This window comes from Lactococcus sp. FSL K6-0773, from assembly GCF_038006485.1.
In the GTDB taxonomy this organism is placed as follows: Bacteria; Bacillota; Bacilli; order Lactobacillales; family Streptococcaceae; genus Lactococcus; species Lactococcus lactis.
On the sequence record NZ_JBBOVF010000001.1, the window covers coordinates 1,762,598 to 1,778,091 of the forward strand.

A 15,494-nucleotide genomic window follows, 5' to 3' on the forward strand; every position below is an offset into this window, starting at 1 on the left:
TCTAAATTTCTTAATATCTTGGATACTTATAAAAGTCTGTTTCAGACAAATCAGCAATGCCATTTTCAAAAGCTTCTTTATCCCAATTGACTGAAAATTCTTCGGCAGCTTCATCAGCTAGAAAGTCCATTAAATCATCCAAGCCTTGATCGGCACTTTCTTGTAAAAATTGAGCAAAATAAGCCAAAAATTCACGAGATAAGCCTTTTTCATCATAAGGAATTGTTGCCAAATAATCATTTTCATCAAAACGTGATTTAGCTGGATTATAAAATAAAACTGCATCCTCATAGACGATATTTTCTGCTGATTCTACTCCTTCTGCATCAGTCAAAAGCGCTCCAGAACTATTTTCTGCCTCTAGTAAAAAGCTGACTTCTACCGCAAAATTACGCTTATCCCAATTCATTTCAAAATCATAAGTAAATCCTTTTTCTAAAACTTCTTCCAAAACATCTAAAAATCCAAATTTAGCCATTGTTCACACCCTCTTTATATTATGTTAAAATAATTATAACAAAAATTTGCTCTAGAAAAGTCGCAAGACTTAATAAATCAGTTCATTTAATAGCTTTTTTACGTTTATAATGTGTAAATAGATATTTTTTTAGAATTTGGAGAAAGATTTAATGGAAATTAGAAAAATAGAACCACGTGACTTTGTCAAAGTTGCTCAATTGGAAAATGAAAACTGGACCCTAGCTTCAACTCCACATGTCATGGATTCCTCAGCAGAAAAAATTATCGGTAAAATTATGACTGGAACCACTTATTTTCTGGCAGTAGAAAATGATGAAATTCTTGGAATACTTGATTACGGCCCCCGCCACAAATCTGAATTTGGAAGACATACTGTCACCTTTGGCATTATGACAGCACAAGAAGCCAGAGGTAAGGGCGTAGCTACTACACTAATAAACTTCTTTATTGATTTTGCAAAAAAAGAAGGATTCAAAAAAATTACAATTCAAGTGATGGGTTCAAATCCAGCAGCCTTGAAACTTTATAATAAATTAGGCTTTGTTGAAGAAGGACGTTTGAAAAAAGAATTTTTCATTGATGGTGAATATATTGATGATTGCATTCTCGCCTTCTATCTAGACAAAAGCCTTATGTAAACCAGATTTACATTTGTTGTAAACCTATGGATTGGAGAATAATATGGCACAAAATCTTGCAAGACGAATGAGACCAAGAAATATTGATGAAATTGTTGGACAAAAACATTTAGTTGGTAAAGGAAAAATCATTCGCCGAATGGTCGAAACTCAACTTCTTTCAAGTATGATTCTCTACGGACCTCCTGGCATTGGTAAAACTTCAATTGCTTCAGCGATTGCTGGAACAATGAATGTCGCTTTTCGGACATTTAATGCAACGACAGATACTAAAAAAAGACTTCAAGAAATTGCCTCAGAAGCCGAATTTTCTGGCCAACTTGTTTTATTACTTGATGAAATTCATCGCCTAGACAAACCTAAACAAGATTTTCTTTTACCACTTTTAGAAAATGGACAAGTTATTTTAATTGGAGCAACAACCGAAAACCCTTATTTTTCAGTTGTTCCAGCGATTCGTTCTCGCGTACAGATTTTTGAATTAAAACCTTTAGAGCCAGAAGATTTAGAATTTGCTGTAAACCTAAGTTTACAAGATAAAGAATGTGGATTTGATTTTGATGTGACCATTGACGATGATGCACTTTACTTTTTAATTCATTCGACTAATGGGGATTTACGTTCTACTTTTAATGCCTTAGAATTAGCCGTCCTTTCCTCAGAAGAACATCATGTCACTTTAGATGATATGGAAAATTCTTTACAAAGAAAAGCTGCAACTTTTGATAAAGATGGCGATGCTCATTATGACTTGCTTTCTGCTTTACAAAAGTCAATTCGTGGTTCTGATGTCAACGCAAGTTTACACTATGCGGCTCGTTTAATTGAGGGCGGAGATTTGCAGAGTCTAGCCCGGCGCTTAACCGTTATGGCTTATGAAGATATTGGTTTAGCAAATCCTGATGCCGCACTTCATACGGTTTCAGCATTATCAGCAGCCGAAAAACTCGGTTTTCCTGAGGCACGGATTCCCCTTGCCAATATCATTATTGACTTGGCTTTATCCCCTAAATCAAATGCGGCTTATTTAGCGATGGATGAAGCCATTGCTGATTTAGGAAAATATGGAAATCTTGCTGTACCACCACACTTACAGGATGGCCATTACGCTGGGGCAAAGGATTTAGGAAGGTCTGTAGAATACCAATATGCTCATAATTTTCCTAATCACTGGGTAAACCAACAGTACTTACCTGATAAAATTAAAAATGCTGATTATTTCCGTCCTGATGATATGGGAAGATATGAAAAAGCACTCCACAGTCGTAAAGAATGGATTGATGAACAAAAAAAGAGGAGCTGACAAATCTGTCAGTAAATAGAGCACAATAAAATTTACTGACAGAAAGTGAAAAATATGGTAGAACAAATCACTCAACTTAAGTTGTCAACAATTGTAAAAAACCCTTACCAGCCTCGTCTTGTTTTTGATGAGGATAAATTAAAAGAATTGGCTAATTCTATCCAAGAAAATGGCGTTTTACAACCCATAATCGTTCGTAAATCAAAACTTGTTGGCTATGAGCTTTTAGCAGGTGAACGTCGGTTTCAAGCTTCAAAATTAGCTGGTTTAGAAACTATACCAGCAATTATTAGAAGCTATTCTGATGAAGAAATGATGACTCTCTCAATTTTAGAAAATTTGCAGAGAGAAAATCTCAATCCACTAGAAGAGTCCAAAAGCTTGGCACAACTGGCTGACAAATTGGGAATGACCCACGATCAAATCGCTAAGGCCCTTGGAAAATCAAGGTCTTATGTCTCTAATCTTATTCGTTTACTTGGTTTGCCTGACACAACTTTGAAGCATGTTGAAAATCGAGATATTTCACCTGCTCACGCTAGAACACTTTTAGCTGAAAAAAATCCTAAAAAGCAATTAGAGCTCGTTGATAAAATAATTAAAGAGCAGCTCAATGTCAGAGCACTTGAAGCTATTATTTATGGTGAAGAAAAAGTTACTGACAAATCTGTCAGTAAATTAAATATCAATCTTTTTACTGACGAAACTGAAAAAGAACTGATGAAAAAATTGGGAAATAGGGTTAAGATTCAAGCAAATAAAAAATATCAAGGGAATTTATCCATTCATTTTGATAATCTTGATGAACTGGAACATCTAATAAAATTACTAAAAAAATAAAAAAATTTACTGACAGAGGACTTTTAAGCATTCCGTCAGTAAATTTTTTTTATCCTCTTAAAGCCCGAAGCGCATAGAGAATTGAAACAACATCAATGATCTCTTGGAACAAAGCTCCAATCACAGCTGGAATCACTCCCAGAGCTGCAATAAACATCAAAATAATACAAATGATAATCCCAATCATAACCGCTTGTTTAGCAATTTTTAACGTATCACGACTGATTTCAATAGATGTCGTCACTTTCCTAAGGTCATTTTGCAATAGAACAATGTCAGCCGCTTCACTTGCAACTGTACCTGAGCCCACACCAATCGAAATTCCAACATCTGCTGTGGCTAGAGCTGGAGCATCATTAACTCCATCTCCAATCATAATTACTGGTCTATTCGTCGCATTTTTAATAAATTTTAATTTTTCATCTGGCATCAAACCTGCATAAACATTGTCAATTCCAACAGTGCTCGCAATTTTATCAGCAACAAGTTGATTGTCACCCGTCAACATTGTAATCTTTTCAAGACCAATTTTTCTCATCTGAGCAATTGTTTCTTTAGCTTCTGGTCTTAAAGTATCAGAGAATGTGACCGCCCCAACATATTTACCTGCTTTACTCACATAAAATGCTGTTTCATAGTTGAGATTTTCAGGTGCAAAAGCAAAAGACCTTCGGCCAATTTTAATTTCTTGACCTTCGATTTCTCCAATCACACCAAGTCCAGCAACCTCAGTTAAAGAGGTCAATTTTAATGGTTGAACCTTTTTATTTTCAGCATATTCAACAACAGCTTTTGCCAAAATATGACCACTTGATTTTTCAACCGTGTAAACCAACTGTAAAAGTTCTACTTCATCTACCGTTTCTATTGGTTTTAGGCTGTCAACCTTAATTGTCCCCTCAGTAATTGTACCTGTTTTATCTAAAAATATTTCCCGAGCTTTTGCTAATTTTTCGATGACTGTTCCATTTTTGATTAAAGCTCCATTTTGACTAGAGCGACTCATTCCCGAAACAAACGCGATAGGAGCTGCCAGAATCAATGGACAAGGGCTTGCAACCACTAGGACTTCCGCAATTCGTACTGGGTCACCAGAAATAAAGTAAGCAACTGCTGCAATAAGATAGGCAATAATTGTAAAAGGAACAGCATAACGATCAGCCAGACGTACAAATTGAGCTGGAGTTTTCTCCGTTTCTTTAACCAGTTCTACAATCTTTTGAAACTGTGATTCTGCCGCTATCACCGTAGTTTCAATCTGGATACTGGAATTCCCATTGATAGCACCCGAAAGAACAGGATCACCTTTTACTAATTCATTCGGCTTGGTTTCACCCGTCAATGACGCCGTATCAAGTACCACTGCCTCAGAAATAAGTTTCCCGTCAATTGGAATAATTTCCATCGGTCTAACCAATAAATGACTCCCGACTTCCACATGGTCTATCGGTAAATCGACCACCTTATCTCCTTTTTGCACATGAGCAATATCAGGCGACTTATCTAATAAAGCAGCTAAAGCTCGGTGAGCTCGACCATTTGCATAGTCTTCTAAACTCTCACCTCCAACAAGCATGAGAATAATAATCAAAGAGGCCCAATATTCGCCCACTAGTAAAGTAACAATAATGGCCGTGATGGCCAATAAGTCAACACCATAAGAGCCAGACCGTAAAGTTTTAATCATTTCAATCAGCATTGAGAAAGCCAAGACTCCCCCAGCAATTGTAACAATTAAGCGTGCCAAAAAAGGCTGATTAAAGCCAAAGTAAGCAATCAATGCCACGCCTGCAATGACAAAAACAAGAATCAGTTTTTTCCAGTTCTTCATTCATTTCTCCTTAAAAATTTAATTGTCCTAGAACATTGCCCTGCTTTGTGAGGAGTTTTTACGACCTGATTGTCTTCTCCTTACGCCGCTTTGATTCTTTCGAAGCTGAGCTTAAATTTTTAAGTTATCCGTTAAGTTACTTCTATTTTATCAAATTTGCGCTAAAGGCCCTATCATTTTAGTTGTCAAAGATATTTGTCAGTACTTTTGCTTACTCAAATTTTACTGACAGAAAGGTTTGCAAAAATTTGTCAAGTAATTTTACTTTACAAAACTTGCATTTCTGAAAATTTATGCTATACTAATAAAGTACGTTTTTGCACTCTGCAAGAACGAGATAAAATTCTACGGAGGAAAAAAACAATGGCAGTACCTGCACGTCACACTTCATCAGCAAAGAAAAACCGTCGTCGTACACATTACAAATTGACAGCTCCAACTGTTACTTTTGACGAAACTACTGGTGACTACCGTCACTCACATCGCGTTTCACTTAAAGGCTACTACAAAGGCCGCAAAGTTCGCGACACTAAATAATTCGACAAAAGTTATAGAAAGGGACTATCATGCGCGTAAATATTACACTTGAACACAAAGAATCTGGTGAACGTCTGTACCTTACTCAAAAGAACAAACGCAACACTCCAGACAAATTGGAACTTAAAAAATACTCTAAAAAATTGCGTAAACACGTAATCTTTAAAGAAGTTAAATAAGGGTTCGTTACGAGTCAATAGACTTGTAAAACATTGATTTAGAGGTGTTTGAAAAAACTTGACTTTCATTACATTTCAATAAAAATCAATTGAATCTCTACCTTTTTCTCTACCTTTGAGAAATTTATATTTGGGTAATCAAATCCACCTCCACATAAGGAAGTGGATTTTTTCTTCATTTTACCTTCTCTTAACTTTTTTCAAAAAATTCAAAACTAGATATAAAATAGCCATAACTGTTACGTTATGAGCTGATTTTAACCACTCGCTCCATTTCTCCTATTTTTCCACTATTGTGCCTTTTTTAATGAAGAAAATAGTGTTGTGAAAAATTTTAGACATGAGAATAAAAAATTAGTTACAACAAGCATCCCCTTCAAGAATGAACCCTTATCAGAATATATATCAAAATAGTGATTTACTCTTACCTTATAGTATAGATAGGTTGGCTCGATTAATTATAAAAATAGAATAATATTAAGACAACATTGATGTGTAACGTATGCTAATGAAAGATGGAACGAATAGTATTAAAATAGTGATATTAAGAAAAGGAGATTATTATGGAAAATCGATTAAATTTTGAGGCTATTTCTGATGACGAACTTGCCAAAATTGTTGGAGGAGGATACCCTAATAACCAAAGCATGAATGATGTTCTTCATTGGCTCAATGGTCATAATGATGGAAATCCCAAACAATTACCTAAATGGATGGGTGGTTTAGGTTAAAATGACAAAATATATTTTTCCAAATTTAAAAGATAACCAGAGAGATTTATTCAACATTATTAATCAAATTTTATCTAGAGATAAACTTTCCATTGAAGAAAGAAAATGTTTTTTGATAGCTAAAAAAAATATTGAAAGTGGTCGAAATTTTGATCCTCAAATTAGTGAATTGATTTCTAGTTTGCAGTATCTTGCTCATTCATCTGATGTGCAGTATTTTTTTTCAGAGGCACAGAAAAGAATGTTGGTAAATCCAGGTACTGGTGGTTCTCTGTATGGATGGTCAAACTTTGAAAGCAAATAAAAACTTACTGACCAAACATCAGTAAGTTTTTTTATTTATCTAGGTCGTAAAAGGCTGAATCGATTTCCTAAGGTACTGTAATCATCACCCGCTAAACGCCCAACTGGTTTGAGTTTATTTAGATTGACATGAAAGTTTTCCTCATCCAATAGTTCCTCTGCAAAAGAGAAATTGACAACTTCAAGAAGAACTAAATGCCCACTCTCTCCTAAAGGTAAATGATGATACAATTTAGTTTCTAAACGAACATTTGACTCCTTTAAACTTGGAACCTGAACTTTCTGAGAAGGGACAAGTTCAAGTGAAAATTCTTCCGCTTCACTAATATGCTCCGCTAATGGTGCTGCCGTTTGATTCATTAGCTCCACATTATCCTCATTCACAAGGTGAACCACTGCTTCTTTCGTCGTCAATAAATTATTCAAACTATCTTTATTTCCCGTAAACGAAATGGATAAAAGTGGTGGATTTGACGAAGCAACATTGAAAAAACTAAAGGGTGCCACATTAACTAGACCTTCGAGATTTTGACTGGTCACCCAAGCAATTGGGCGTGGAACAATACTGCCTGACAGAAGTTTATAGACTGTTTTTTCGTCGAGCTCATTTGCTTGATATGATTTCATCAGTTCTCCTTTATTGCACTGTTTCAGCCGGAGTTCCAGCTTTGTGTTCCAATACTTTTTCAACAGTCCATAGTTCATCTTTTGTGCGGTCACGATGAGCATCTGAAGTGTCCAATGGACGTAAACTTGCGGCTGTTCTCGCTTTAGTAGCTTCATCTCCGGGGAATAAATGAGGAGGTAAGCTCAAAGATAAACCTGATTCTTCCTTAGTTTGGTCAATCCAGAAACCAGAAGTAATTAAAGCTTCTTCATAAGAATCAACAGCTCCTAGACCTGATTTTGCCATGTCCAATGCCCCAATCCCTGGTGTGTAAGTCGCAATTTCAAAGAGAACTCCTGGTGCTACTCTGACATATTCACTTGAGAAATAGAAACGGTCAACCAAACCAGAATGTGGCAAACGGAAAGCCTTAATGCGTTCAATCCAATAGTTTAAAGTTTCAGGATTTGCTGTTCCCAGAGCTAAATGATGAATCGTACCATAACCTTGATAAGCGTAAGCTTCTTTTTCACCAGCTTCTTGAAGAATCAAAGCTGCTCCATTTCCACCATTCGCCACTTCAAAAAGATGTAAATCAGCTTCTTGCCCAGCGTAACGGAAGCCAAAAACTGTTTCCAAAATGGTCCGAAGATTTTCGGCATTTTCAACTTTTACAAAAACAGAACCAAGTCCAGTAATTCCATGTTCTTGCGGAACATTGGAAAGTTGCCAAGAACGTCCTTTTGAATCATCCCCACTATTATTTTGGTCAGAAATCAATTGATACAATTGACCATCAAAATCTTCAAACTCTAAGGTTTTTTGACCAAATTTACTAGAAATTTCGCCATGTTTAACATGGGCATTGTCAAAACGACGAGTCCAATAATCTAAGGACGCATTTGTCGGTACACGAAATGAAGCACGTTCAATATTATTAACTCCATGATTTCCTTTAGGAATATCTTTGAAATCAAAGAAAGTCATATCAGCTCCATGCCCATCTTCTTCTGTGAAAAAGAGGTGATAAGTTTCATAGTCATCTTGATTGACTGTTAATTTTGCTAAACGCAGATCCAAGATATTTGTGAAAAAATCATAGATTTTTTGAGCACTTGAGGTGATTGCTGTTACGTGGTGAACACCACCAAGAGTAAGATTTTCAGGTATTTTTGTTTCAATTTTTGTTAATTCAGCCATTTGTTTTCTCCTATTTAGTTACTTTGCACTGAAATTTTTTCAATACAAAATTATTTTGTTTCTGTAAGCCATTTTTTAGCGGCTAAAACTTCCTCTTGCGTCAATTGATGACCAAGTGAACTTTCATATATTTCAAGCTGACAGCCTGAATCTTCCAAATCACCTTTTAAATCACCAAAGTTTTTCTGAGGAACAATCATATCATTTGGCGCATAGCTTAGAAAGACATGCTTATCATCAAATTGAACGGTCTGTTCAAAGTCTTCCAATTGCATCCCATGAAAGGCAATAATTTTATCAAAATTTATTTTTCCTCTAAGAAACATATTCAAAGCTACATTTGCACCATTTGAATAACCGATAGCTATCATTTTATGGACATCAAGGTCATGTTTTTCAGCCAACAAACTGACCTCATCCGTCAACCAGTCTGTTTCTTCATCTAAAGATTCAAGATCAAAATTTTCTTTAGTAAAACCACCTAAGCCTCGGAGTTTAAAATAACGATTGACTCCTTGCTCATTAATACGTCCACGAATTGACAAAATAGGATGTGAAGGGGCAATCATTTCAGCAATTTCTACTAATTGATGCTCATCTCCACCCGTGCTATGTAATAACAAAAGAGGTGCCAAATCTTTACGACCTGCCTTAAAAACATAATCTGTCATCTTTCCTCCTCCATTCACGATTTCAGATTCTTATTTACTAAGTTTGAAATACAAATCAGCAACATTTCCACTAAATTCTTCAACTTGTCCAGAAATTACAACTTCAAGAACTTTCGCTGAATCATCAATTGCCGGAATTTCACGATTTTGTAGTGTTACGAATTCATCTACACTAGCAAATTCTTTAGTCATTGTACGTCCATCAAGGGTTTTAAAAGTAACTTTCATTGTTCAATCCAACTTTCTCATTTCTATGTTTACAATTGTAAACGAAAAGAATTTCATTGTCAAGGAATTTATTTTTAAAATACAAAAAAATCGGCAAATGCTTGCCGATTCTTGAAATCTATCTAATTTATTTGATGATTGTTACACTACAAGGTGCATGTTTAACCACGTAAACTGCTGTAGAGCCAAGCAACATTCGGTCAAGAGCGCCTTTTCCTGAAGAGCCCATCACAATCATATCAATTTCATGTTCTTTAGCGAAATCGACAATTTCATTTTTTGCCGAACCATCAACTCGAATTTCTTCAAACTTCACTTCATTATTGATAATTGCCAAAGCTTTGTCTAAAACTTCTTTAGCTTCATTATCTGCACTTTCTTCAAGTACGGGAACTGCTGGAACTACTGGAATAGCTGGTGCAGGAACCACAGGAACTGGGTTACCAGCTGCATAAATACTGTTTTTATCCGTCGCATGTAAAATGAATAATTGTGAGTTGTCTCTTTTAGCAAGGACAATAGCTTCTTTTAACGCTCCTTCTGCCTGCTCAGATCCATCAATTGCGACTAGGATTTTTTTATAATTTTTACTCATTGTAACCGTCCTCCTCACTACAATTTTACGTTATTTCAGAGAGCAAGTCCAATTAAACGCTGTACAATTTATTCTATAAACCATTTATAAAAAATCACTTTCTTACTAAGAATGCTTCAAACTAGTATTATCACTCAATCATCAGGTCTTTATAGTTAGAATTGATTTATAGAAAAGGGATTCTAAAAATACAAAAACATTTTCTTTTTCATTTAAGTTTCATTTCAGCATTATAACGTATAATAGTTTCCATACTCCTAAATAAACTTTTTTCATAAATACTCCTAAAACTTCCGTTTACTCCGCGGAAGTTTTTTTAGCCTTTGATTTACTAAAGTGGTATAATTACTTTTAAAATCATGAAAACAAGATACAGACAAATTGAAAGGACTCTAAAGAGATGACACAAAAAATTATTGCAATCACAGGTGCTTCAAATGGAATGGGATTTGAGGCAGCAGAACTTTTTGCCAAACGGGGTTGGAAAGTATACGCTGGGGCACGCCGCGTTGAAAAAATTCCACAATACGAGAACAACATCAAAGCACTAAAACTGGATGTTACTAGCTCTGAATCAAACCAAGCCTTTGTGAAAAAAATTTTAGATGAGGCAGGTCATATTGACGTCCTCATCAATAATGCAGGTTATGGCGAATACGGACCAGCCGAAGAAATCCCAATGGATAAAATTCGCAATCAGTTTGAAACCAACTTCTTTGGTGCGGTTGAATTAACTCAACTTGTCTTACCAACAATGAGAGCTCAAAATTATGGACGAATTGTTAATATTTCATCAATTGGTGGAGATGTCTATATGCCACTTGGGGCTTATTATCATGCTACAAAAGCCGCCCTTCAACAATGGTCTGACGTTTTGGACCTCGAAGTTGCCCAATTTGGTATCCGTTCAGTTTGTGTTCAACCTGGTGGAACTCAGTCAAGCTGGGGAAATATTGCCCTAGAAAATTCTAAAAAGAATATGAGTTCAAACTCTGCTTACCAACCTTTGGTAAATTCTGTTGCTTCAGGACTTGACCGTTTTATGAAAAATAGTGCTAAAGCTTCTGATTTAGCTGAAGTTTTTTATAAAGCTGCGACAGAGATTAAACCGAGCCTTCGCTACCTCCACTCTTTCGGTGATAAATTCATGGTAAATGTTGCTCGTAAACATCCAAAAATCTTTCGTAAAGCTCTTCTTATTACAATGCGTTACTTTGAAAAGCACAATCAATAAAAATACAACCTTGAGTTGTATTTTTTTATTTCTACTTTTAAAAGTTCTATCAGCTCCATTAAAAAATCATATCGCTAGAATTTTCTGAATTTCTTATAATTATAATAAGTTTTATAGCTAAAGGAGAAAGCTATGGTTCAAGAATTGCTGACGAATAATCAACGAATGTGATTAACGACTTTTTTTATACTAACTAAAATTTTCAAAAATAGGAGAAAAAAACTATGACTAATCACAATTATAAATTCGACACTTTGCAAGTCCATGCAGGACAAGTCCCTGATCCTGTCACGGGTTCACGCGCCGTTCCGCTCTATCAAACAACCTCTTTCGTTTTTAACAATTCAGACCATGCCGAAGCTCGTTTTGCTTTACAAGATCCTGGAGCTATTTATTCACGTTTAGGAAATCCAACCAACGATGTTTTTGAAGCACGCATCGCAGCTCTTGAAGGTGGAAGTGCAGCCCTTGGTGTTGGTTCTGGCTCAGCCGCTATTACCTATGCCATCTTGAATATCGCTACAGTCGGTGATAATATTGTTTCCGCAAGTACCCTTTATGGTGGAACCTACCACCTTTTTTCTGGGACTTTACCAAAATATGGAATTACAACTAAATTCGTCAATCCAAATGACCCGAAGAATTTTGAAGAGGCGATTGATGAAAAAACCAAAGCTATTTATTATGAAACTTTGGGCAATCCGGGAAATAATGTGATTGATTATGATGCCATTGGTCAAATTGCTAAAAAACATGGAATTCCCGTTATTGTTGATGCAACGTTTACTACCCCTGTGACCTTTAAACCATTTGAACATGGTGCTAATGTAATTGTTCATTCAGCAACGAAATTCATTGGCGGTCACGGTACTTCTATTGGTGGAGTCATCGTTGATGGCGGAAACTTTGATTGGGCAAATGGTAAATTTCCTGATTTTACACAAGCTGATGAAAGCTACAATGGGATTAAATTTGCCGAATTGGGTGAAATTGCTTTTGTGACTCGGATTAGAGCTATTTTATTACGTGATACGGGTGCGGCTTTATCACCTTTTCATTCTTGGCTTTTCTTACAGGGGCTAGAAACACTCTCACTCCGGGTAGAACGTCACATCTCCAATACTAAAAAGATTGTAGAATTTTTAGACAATCATCCTAAGGTGGAACTTGTTAACCATCCTCTGCTTGAAAGTAATTCCTATCATGCGCTCTATCAGAAATATTATCCAAAAGATGCTGGATCTATCTTTACCTTTGAACTCAAAGACAAAGATGAGAAAAAAGCGCGTGATTTGATTGATCATCTTGAAATTTTCTCACTTCTAGCCAACGTTGGAGATACCAAATCATTGGCCATTCATCCTGCTTCGACCACTCACCAGCAGCTGAATGTCGAAGAACTTGCTAGTGCAGGGATTTCCAAAGGAACCATTCGATTATCGGTTGGTATTGAAGATGTAACTGACTTGATTGCTGATTTAGAGCAGGCATTAGAAAAAATATAAAAAAATGAGCGGTAACCAGCCGCTCATTCTTTTGTTTAGGAGTAAACTTTATGAAAAATTTTATTGGAATAAGTATATTATAGTCACCTTGACTTAAGTTTTACTAAAACTAGGCTAAAATGAAACTTGATTTATACTTGTATGCTAAACATACAAAAAATTTATCTTTGTGACTTCTAGCATTGATTTAAAACTGTACAATCCTACTAACATATATGGAAGTTTGGCGAACGTTAGGATTGGGATTTATTAACAAGTCTATTAGGTAGTCTATTTTCAATTCTACTGTTTATTTATGTTGTAAATATTTCTGTAGATGCCAAAGAAAGTTAGGAGAAGGATAAAATATGAATAAAAACTATTCATAGGAGCCTTAATTTTTTAGTCCTAACATTATTTATTTGGGGATAGGAATTCCTGCCGTGCTTATCTTTAATCATTTGGGATATTCTTCAAATGTTTTCATAACATTTGAAGAATTTAATGGAATTGGTTTTGTGGCTTTAGCTATTTCAATTATTTTATTCATTAAAAATAGCGATAAATAAAAAAATGAGCGGTAACCAGCCGCTCATTCTTTTGTTTAGGAGTAAACTTTATGAAAAATTTTATTGGAATAAATATATTATAGTCACCCTGACTTAAGTAATGCTAAAATTACGCTAAATTGAAACTAAACTTCGTCTTTTTGTAAGAAACATGAATGAAAAACTTGTCAAGATTTATAAAAAAGTGGGCTTTATAAAGTCCAAGATTTATGATAAAATAAGGGCAGAATGCTTATTTTTTAGCACAAAAGTAGTCAAACTACTTTATCGAAAAATATTTGAGAATTTTTCTCATCAATAAAAAAGGAAAATACATGCTTACAGTATCTGATATTTCATTACAATTCTCTGACCGCAAGCTTTTTGACGAAGTAAACATCAAGTTTACACCGGGAAACTGTTACGGTTTAATCGGTGCCAATGGTGCTGGTAAATCAACTTTCTTGAAAATCTTGGACGGTGAAATTCAACCAACAACGGGTCACATCTCAATGGGGCCAAACGAACGCATGTCTGTTCTTCGTCAAAATCATTACGATTACGAAGACCAAACACCACTTGATGTCGTGATGATGGGGAATGAAAAACTTTTCGCCATTAATCAAGAAAAAAATGCCATTTACATGAATCCTGATGCGACAGATGATGACTTCATGAAAGCTGCCGAACTTGAGGCAGAATTTGGCGAAATGGGTGGTTATGAAGCCGAAGCTGACGCTGCTCGTCTTTTGCAAAACCTCGGAATTAAAGCTGAACAACATACAGATTTGATGGCCAATTTGACTTCTGGCGAACACGTTAAAGTCCTTCTTGCTAAAGCACTTTTTGGTAAACCTGATGTTCTTCTTCTTGACGAACCGACCAATGGACTTGATATTCAAGCAATAGCTTGGCTTGAAGAATTTTTGATTAATTTTGAAAATACCGTTATCGTTGTTTCCCATGACCGTCACTTCTTGAACAATGTTTGTACTTACATGGCAGACCTTGACTATGGTAAAATCAAACTTTACCCAGGGAACTATGATTTCTGGAAAGAGTCTTCTGAACTTGCTCTTCGCTTGCAAGGTGACCAAAACCGTAAAGCTGAAGAGAAAATTGCCGAGTTGAAAGAGTTTATCGCTCGTTTCTCTGCTAATGCGTCTAAATCAAAACAAGCAACATCACGTAAGAAAATGCTTGATAAAATTGAAGTTGAAGAATTCGTTCCTTCATCACGCAAATATCCATTCGTTGGTTTTGAACAAGAACGCGAAATCGGTAATGATTTACTTCGTGTAGAAAATCTTTCAGTTGCGATTGAAGGAGAAATGATTATCGAAAATATTTCATTCATCTTAAATCCTGGTGATAAGACCGTATTCATTGGTCAAAACGATATTCAACAAACAACGTTACTTCGTGCTTTAATGGATGATGTAGAAGATAATTGGACCGTAACTGGCGATATTAAATGGGGAGTTACATCTTCTCGTTCATATCTTCCAAAAGATAATACCAAAGATTTTGATACAAGTGACTCTATTCTTGACTGGTTGCGTCAATTTGTATTGACAAAAGAGGAAGACGATAATACTTACCTTCGCGGTTTCCTTGGACGTATGCTTTTCAAAGGTGAAGAATCTTTAAAAGCTGTCAATGTCCTCTCAGGGGGAGAAAAAGTTCGTGTCATGCTTTCTAAAATGATGCTTCAACGAGCTAATGTGCTTGTTCTTGATGACCCAACTAATCACTTGGATTTGGAATCTATTTCTGCACTTAATGATGGTTTGAAATCATTTAAAGGCTCAATCCTCTTTGCTTCACATGACCATGAATTCATTAATACTATTGCCAATCACATTGTTGTTCTTGGTAAATCTGGTGTCATTGACCGTATTGGTGAAACTTATGATGATTTCTTAGATAATGCAGAAGTACAAGAAAAAGTAAAAGCACTCTGGGCCGATTAAATTTATTATTATTTAGTTCGTTTACACTGTTGTGTAAACCAAGTTTACAGTTCTGTCAGTAAAATTTACTGACAGAATTCATTTTCATCCACTGTTAGCGCTAACAGTGGAC

Annotated in this window: 18 protein-coding genes; 11 read left to right on the plus strand and 7 right to left on the minus strand. The window is 35.6% G+C overall.

What is annotated here, in order from left to right; genetic code table 11:
- Window positions 1-10: 10 nt before the first annotated feature.
- Window positions 11-478, minus strand: a complete 468-nt coding sequence (locus MHB61_RS08630; RefSeq protein ID WP_003132265.1) for a DUF3013 family protein — start codon at window positions 476-478, stop codon at window positions 11-13.
- Between the two features lie 151 nt (window positions 479-629).
- On the opposite strand from MHB61_RS08630, the gene MHB61_RS08635 reads away from it, so the two are divergent.
- The 3 genes from MHB61_RS08635 to MHB61_RS08645 are packed head-to-tail and all read left to right on the plus strand — an operon-like array spanning window position 630 to window position 3,261.
- A complete protein-coding gene (locus tag MHB61_RS08635) occupies window positions 630-1,118 on the plus strand; it encodes a GNAT family N-acetyltransferase (RefSeq protein ID WP_012896945.1) in 489 nt (162 codons plus the stop codon).
- A 43-nt stretch (window positions 1,119-1,161) separates the two neighbouring features.
- Complete coding sequence (locus MHB61_RS08640; RefSeq protein ID WP_003132263.1) at window positions 1,162-2,421, plus strand: replication-associated recombination protein A; 1,260 nt, start codon at window positions 1,162-1,164, stop codon at window positions 2,419-2,421.
- Window positions 2,422-2,475: 54 nt separating this feature from the next.
- Window positions 2,476-3,261 (plus strand): ParB/RepB/Spo0J family partition protein, encoded by a 786-nt coding sequence (locus tag MHB61_RS08645; protein ID WP_014570337.1) that lies wholly within the window; start codon window positions 2,476-2,478, stop codon window positions 3,259-3,261.
- A 49-nt stretch (window positions 3,262-3,310) separates the two neighbouring features.
- Here the strand turns inward: MHB61_RS08645 and MHB61_RS08650 are convergent, their stop codons facing one another.
- Window positions 3,311-5,092, minus strand: coding sequence for a heavy metal translocating P-type ATPase (locus MHB61_RS08650; RefSeq protein WP_014570336.1), 1,782 nt, complete (start codon window positions 5,090-5,092; stop codon window positions 3,311-3,313).
- A 363-nt stretch (window positions 5,093-5,455) separates the two neighbouring features.
- On the opposite strand from MHB61_RS08650, the gene rpmF reads away from it, so the two are divergent.
- From rpmF to MHB61_RS08670, 4 genes are all read left to right on the plus strand, one after another.
- Window positions 5,456-5,629, plus strand: coding sequence for a 50S ribosomal protein L32 (gene rpmF, locus MHB61_RS08655; protein WP_010905107.1), 174 nt, complete (start codon window positions 5,456-5,458; stop codon window positions 5,627-5,629).
- Between the two features lie 29 nt (window positions 5,630-5,658).
- Entirely contained in the window at window positions 5,659-5,808 is a 150-nt protein-coding gene (rpmG, locus tag MHB61_RS08660) for a 50S ribosomal protein L33 (protein ID WP_003132258.1), read from the plus strand.
- A gap of 563 nt (window positions 5,809-6,371) precedes the next feature.
- Entirely contained in the window at window positions 6,372-6,539 is a 168-nt protein-coding gene (locus tag MHB61_RS08665) for a lactococcin family bacteriocin (RefSeq protein WP_003132257.1), read from the plus strand.
- A gap of 1 nt (window position 6,540) precedes the next feature.
- A complete protein-coding gene (locus tag MHB61_RS08670) occupies window positions 6,541-6,843 on the plus strand; it encodes a hypothetical protein (RefSeq protein ID WP_003132256.1) in 303 nt (100 codons plus the stop codon).
- A gap of 35 nt (window positions 6,844-6,878) precedes the next feature.
- On the opposite strand, the gene MHB61_RS08675 is transcribed toward MHB61_RS08670, so the two are convergent.
- The 5 genes from MHB61_RS08675 to MHB61_RS08695 all read right to left on the minus strand — a co-directional run bounded on the left by MHB61_RS08675 (window position 6,879) and on the right by MHB61_RS08695 (window position 10,143).
- Window positions 6,879-7,469 (minus strand): flavin reductase family protein, encoded by a 591-nt coding sequence (locus MHB61_RS08675; RefSeq protein WP_003132255.1) that lies wholly within the window; start codon window positions 7,467-7,469, stop codon window positions 6,879-6,881.
- 10 nt (window positions 7,470-7,479) lie between these two features.
- Window positions 7,480-8,649: a ring-cleaving dioxygenase gene (locus MHB61_RS08680; protein WP_003132254.1), complete on the minus strand. Its 1,170-nt coding sequence runs from the start codon at window positions 8,647-8,649 to the stop codon at window positions 7,480-7,482.
- 50 nt (window positions 8,650-8,699) lie between these two features.
- Window positions 8,700-9,320 (minus strand): alpha/beta hydrolase, encoded by a 621-nt coding sequence (locus MHB61_RS08685; protein ID WP_014570335.1) that lies wholly within the window; start codon window positions 9,318-9,320, stop codon window positions 8,700-8,702.
- Window positions 9,321-9,350: 30 nt separating this feature from the next.
- Complete coding sequence (locus MHB61_RS08690) at window positions 9,351-9,548, minus strand: DUF4649 domain-containing protein (RefSeq protein ID WP_012896939.1); 198 nt, start codon at window positions 9,546-9,548, stop codon at window positions 9,351-9,353.
- Window positions 9,549-9,675: 127 nt separating this feature from the next.
- Window positions 9,676-10,143: a universal stress protein gene (locus tag MHB61_RS08695; protein ID WP_003132250.1), complete on the minus strand. Its 468-nt coding sequence runs from the start codon at window positions 10,141-10,143 to the stop codon at window positions 9,676-9,678.
- Window positions 10,144-10,543: 400 nt separating this feature from the next.
- On the opposite strand from MHB61_RS08695, the gene MHB61_RS08700 reads away from it, so the two are divergent.
- From MHB61_RS08700 to MHB61_RS08715, 4 genes are all read left to right on the plus strand, one after another.
- Complete coding sequence (locus MHB61_RS08700; RefSeq protein ID WP_003132248.1) at window positions 10,544-11,377, plus strand: SDR family NAD(P)-dependent oxidoreductase; 834 nt, start codon at window positions 10,544-10,546, stop codon at window positions 11,375-11,377.
- A 224-nt stretch (window positions 11,378-11,601) separates the two neighbouring features.
- On the plus strand, window positions 11,602-12,882 hold the full coding sequence (locus MHB61_RS08705) for an O-acetylhomoserine aminocarboxypropyltransferase/cysteine synthase family protein (protein WP_014570334.1): 1,281 nt from the start codon (window positions 11,602-11,604) through the stop codon (window positions 12,880-12,882).
- Between the two features lie 422 nt (window positions 12,883-13,304).
- A complete protein-coding gene (locus MHB61_RS08710; RefSeq protein ID WP_257788772.1) occupies window positions 13,305-13,430 on the plus strand; it encodes a hypothetical protein in 126 nt (41 codons plus the stop codon).
- 314 nt (window positions 13,431-13,744) lie between these two features.
- On the plus strand, window positions 13,745-15,382 hold the full coding sequence (locus tag MHB61_RS08715; protein WP_014570333.1) for an ABC-F family ATP-binding cassette domain-containing protein: 1,638 nt from the start codon (window positions 13,745-13,747) through the stop codon (window positions 15,380-15,382).
- The last annotated feature ends 112 nt before the right edge of the window (window positions 15,383-15,494 follow it).

Bases quoted from the DNA above. Each gene is read 5' to 3' on its own strand.
- MHB61_RS08635 (WP_012896945.1), top strand. From the start codon at position 630: ATGGAAATTAGAAAAATAGAACCACGTGACTTTGTCAAAGTTGCTCAA.
- MHB61_RS08630 (WP_003132265.1), bottom strand. From the start codon at position 478: ATGGCTAAATTTGGATTTTTAGATGTTTTGGAAGAAGTTTTAGAAAAA.
- MHB61_RS08695 (WP_003132250.1), bottom strand. From the start codon at position 10,143: ATGAGTAAAAATTATAAAAAAATCCTAGTCGCAATTGATGGATCTGAG.
- rpmF (WP_010905107.1), top strand. From the start codon at position 5,456: ATGGCAGTACCTGCACGTCACACTTCATCAGCAAAGAAAAACCGTCGT.
- MHB61_RS08670 (WP_003132256.1), top strand. From the start codon at position 6,541: ATGACAAAATATATTTTTCCAAATTTAAAAGATAACCAGAGAGATTTA.
- MHB61_RS08645 (WP_014570337.1), top strand. From the start codon at position 2,476: ATGGTAGAACAAATCACTCAACTTAAGTTGTCAACAATTGTAAAAAAC.
- MHB61_RS08700 (WP_003132248.1), top strand. From the start codon at position 10,544: ATGACACAAAAAATTATTGCAATCACAGGTGCTTCAAATGGAATGGGA.
- MHB61_RS08680 (WP_003132254.1), bottom strand. From the start codon at position 8,649: ATGGCTGAATTAACAAAAATTGAAACAAAAATACCTGAAAATCTTACT.
- MHB61_RS08640 (WP_003132263.1), top strand. From the start codon at position 1,162: ATGGCACAAAATCTTGCAAGACGAATGAGACCAAGAAATATTGATGAA.
- MHB61_RS08685 (WP_014570335.1), bottom strand. From the start codon at position 9,320: ATGACAGATTATGTTTTTAAGGCAGGTCGTAAAGATTTGGCACCTCTT.
- MHB61_RS08675 (WP_003132255.1), bottom strand. From the start codon at position 7,469: ATGAAATCATATCAAGCAAATGAGCTCGACGAAAAAACAGTCTATAAA.
- MHB61_RS08690 (WP_012896939.1), bottom strand. From the start codon at position 9,548: ATGAAAGTTACTTTTAAAACCCTTGATGGACGTACAATGACTAAAGAA.
- MHB61_RS08665 (WP_003132257.1), top strand. From the start codon at position 6,372: ATGGAAAATCGATTAAATTTTGAGGCTATTTCTGATGACGAACTTGCC.
- MHB61_RS08715 (WP_014570333.1), top strand. From the start codon at position 13,745: ATGCTTACAGTATCTGATATTTCATTACAATTCTCTGACCGCAAGCTT.
- MHB61_RS08705 (WP_014570334.1), top strand. From the start codon at position 11,602: ATGACTAATCACAATTATAAATTCGACACTTTGCAAGTCCATGCAGGA.
- rpmG (WP_003132258.1), top strand. From the start codon at position 5,659: ATGCGCGTAAATATTACACTTGAACACAAAGAATCTGGTGAACGTCTG.
- MHB61_RS08650 (WP_014570336.1), bottom strand. From the start codon at position 5,092: ATGAAGAACTGGAAAAAACTGATTCTTGTTTTTGTCATTGCAGGCGTG.